We start from the raw sequence: 3619 nt of genomic DNA, 5'->3' as shown, positions 1-3619 counted from the left end.
GGCGACAGCGCCAAGGCCAACCTGGATCTGGGGGCCAACGGGACCTTCCGCTTCGAGGATGATGGCCCGACGGCAAGCTTGGCAGCCGAGGCCCCTAATCTGGGCTCGGTGAAGGTGGACGAGAGCCTGCCGGCGCTGGGTGGCGCATACAACGATGGCATCGCCAACGCGACCCTGGTAGCCGCCACGGTGCAAGCGCAGTTCAGCCATGCCTTCGGTGCGGATGGGGCTGGCAGCATTGGTTACAGCCTGGCGCTCACTGGCAGCAACGTGGCGAGTGGCCTCTATGCGGTGGATCCGCTGGCAGCCAATGGTCAGGGTGCCCAGATCCTGCTCAGTCAGGTCGGCAACGTCATCACCGGCAGTGCCAACGGGGTGAGTTACTTCACCCTGACCATAGATCCCGCGACGGGTGCAGTGACCCTGGCGCTGCTGGACAATGTCTGGCACGGCAATACCAGCAACCCGGATGACAGTGTCAGCCTGACCCTGAACAGCGGCGTGCTGACTCTGGTACAGACCGTCACCGATGCCGATGGCGACAGCGCCAAGGCCAGTCTGGATCTGGGCGTCAATGGGACATTCCGCTTCGAAGATGATGGCCCGACGGCAGGGCTGGCGGCCCAGGCCCCAAGCCTGGGATCTGTGAAGGTGGATGAGAGCCTGCCGGCGCTGGGCGGTGCATATAACGATGGCATCGCCAGTGCGACCCTGGCAGCCGCCACGGTGCAAGCCCAGTTCAGCCATGCCTTCGGTGCGGATGGTGCAGGCAGCGTTGGCTACAGCCTTGCGCTCAGTGGCAGCAATGTGGCGAGCGGCCTCTATGCAGTGGATCCGCTGGTGGCCAATGGTCAGGGTACCCAGATCCTGCTCAATCAGGTGGGCAATGTCATCACCGGCAGCGCCAATGGGGTGAGTTATTTCACCCTGACCATCGATCCCGCAACGGGCTCGGTGACCCTGGCACTGTTGGACAATGTCTGGCACGGCAATACCAGTAACCCGGATGACAGCGTCAGCTTGACGTTGAACAACGGTGTGCTGACCCTGGTGCAGACCGTTACCGATGCCGATGGCGACAGTGCCAAGGCCAGCGTCGATCTGGGCGCCGGTGGCGTGTTCCGCTTCGAAGATGACGGTCCGAAGACTGGTCTGGCGGGCGAGGCACCGCGCCTGATGGCCGTTGTGGACGAGAGTCTGCCAGCCTTGGGCGGGGCATACAGTGATGGTATCGCCAGTGCAACCCTGACGGGGGCCTCTGTGCAGGCTCAGTTTAACCCGGTATTTGGTGCAGATGGGGCGGGCAGTGTTGGTTACAACTTGGCGCTCAGTGGCGGCAATGTGGCCAGTGGCCTCTATGCGGTCAATCCGTTGGCGGTCAATGGCCAGGGTGCCCAGATCCTGCTCAACCAGGTGGGCAATGTCATCACCGGCAGTGCCAACGGGGTGAACTACTTCACCCTGACCATCGATCCCGCAACGGGCTCGGTGACCCTGGCGTTGTTGGACAATGTCTGGCACGGCAATACCAGCAATCCGGATGACAGTGTCAGTCTGACCCTGAACAGCGATGTGCTGACCCTGGTGCAGACCGTCACCGATGCCGATGGTGACAGTGCCAAGGCCAGCTTCGATCTGGGGACCAGTGGCGTGTTCCGCTTCGAAGATGATGGTCCGCAACTGCAGGATCTGCATGGCGGCGGCATCAGAGCCCAGGTACAAGAAGATGCCTTGACCCTGGCCGGTGGCGCCCCCCACGAAGGCAACCACGAAGGTCCAGGCCAGACCACCATCGCCAGTGACACCTCGGGTACCCTGAATACCCTGGTGAATTTTGGCGCCGATGGCCCCGGTGCATTCAGCCTGTCCAATAACGTCAGTTCGCTGGTATCACAGGGGCTGAGCAGTGGGGGCGTGGCGCTGAGTTACAACGTGGTGGGCAATGTGCTGACCGCTACCGCAGGTAGCACCGTTATCTTCACCCTGACGGTGGCTGCCGATGGCGATTACACCTTTACCCTGAAGGGGCCGCTGGATCATCCCGTCAAGGAAGGGCTACCGAATGGCGATAATGAGTTGCTGCCGGTGCCTATCGACTTCTCGGGCGTCCTGGTTGCTACCGACGGTGATGGTGACAAGGTCACAGGTTTCACGAAAGGTTCGTTCGTTGTCGATGTACAGGACGATATTCCGGTGGCCCAAGATGACTATGCGACCGTGCTTGCCGGTCAGTCCCAGAACATCAATATGGTGTTTGTGCTCGATTTCAGCGGCAGTATCGATAATAACGAGCTGAACGCCATGCTCGATGCAGTGCGTACCGCAGGGCAGGCGCTGTTCAATACTTCCGGCGGTCAGGTCAAGATCCAGATAGTGGCGTTTTCCGGCGATTCCATTGCTTATCTGCCAACCGACAACATCACCGCGTTCACGAATCTGGTGAACTCTCTGAACCCGCAAGAGCCTGGCGGTGCTCGTCCATTCAACGGTGACACCGACTTTACCGATGCCATCCAGGAGACCATTGCTTCCTATACCCCGATCTCGGGGTGGAACAATCAGGTGGTCTTCATCAGCGATGGCAATCCCAACGAACAAACAGGTCCTGGCGGCACTTCGCTCACCAGTCCTGTGGCAACCAGTTGGAATAATTTCGTCGATAACAACGGTATCACTGTCACCACCATAGGTATCGGTAATGGCATCATCGATGCCCGTCTGCAAGATATCGACGTGGATGCGGGTCCGAACAATACCCCGCTGCGAGTGAACAACTTCGGCGATCTGGTCGACACCCTGCTCAATCAGGTCATTGGCGGTCTGGTGCAAGGCAACGTACTCAACGGCTCCAACAACGTCGTGGGCGGTGGGGATGATGATGCCTATGGCGCGGATGGCCCGGGCTATATCCAGTCCATCAAGATTGGTGCGAATACCTACAGCTGGGATGGTGTGCTCGATGGTGATCAGCAGCTGACAGCCGTTACCACTCCTGCGGGTGGCAAACTGAGCTTCAACTTCTCCACCGGGGCGTGGAGATATCAGGCCCCGGCCAATGTGAATGGCGATCTCACGGAGGACTTCCAATACACCATCATCGACAAGGACGGTGATCCGGCTACGGCGACCCTGCACCTCTATGTCGAAGACGTGGGGTCGGTGGAAGGCTATGTGGATGAGGATGAGCTGCCCAGTGGCATCACAGACAATGACAGCGTCACCAGCAGCGTCAGTGGCAGCGTTGCCCCCCTGATCGTCGGCCCGGATAACTCCGCGACCATCAGTCTCAATACCAACACCAGCGGTGTGACAGCCGCCAGCTCCGGCGGTGTAGCGCTGGTCTATACCGTGCTGGGCGATACCCTGACGGCCACGGCCAATGGGGCAACCGTGTTCACGCTCCAGGTCGGTTCAAATGGCAGCTATCAGTTCAACTTGGTCAAATCGCTGGATCATCCGCTGGGCAACGGCGATGACAGCGAACTGCTGACCCTGGACTTCACCAGCATCCTGAAGGCCACTGGTGGCAGTGGCACCTTGGCCGGCAGCTTCCTGATCCACGTCGAAGACGATGTGTCCAAGGCCAGCAACGACCCCGGCGGCACCGTCACCGAAGACG

1 protein-coding gene is annotated in these 3619 nt (G+C 60.0%); it reads left to right on the top strand.

Annotation, left to right across the window (positions count from 1 at the left end):
* Nucleotides 1-3619, top strand: a 3619-nt coding sequence (locus tag LG30_RS21475; RefSeq protein WP_081966068.1) for a DUF5801 repeats-in-toxin domain-containing protein, incomplete at both ends; no start/stop codon positions are given.

Origin of the sequence: Aeromonas aquatica, from assembly GCF_000764655.1 — a bacterium.
GTDB lineage: Bacteria > Pseudomonadota > Gammaproteobacteria > Enterobacterales > Aeromonadaceae > Aeromonas > Aeromonas aquatica.
This window is presented reverse-complemented; position numbering and strand designations above follow the sequence as displayed.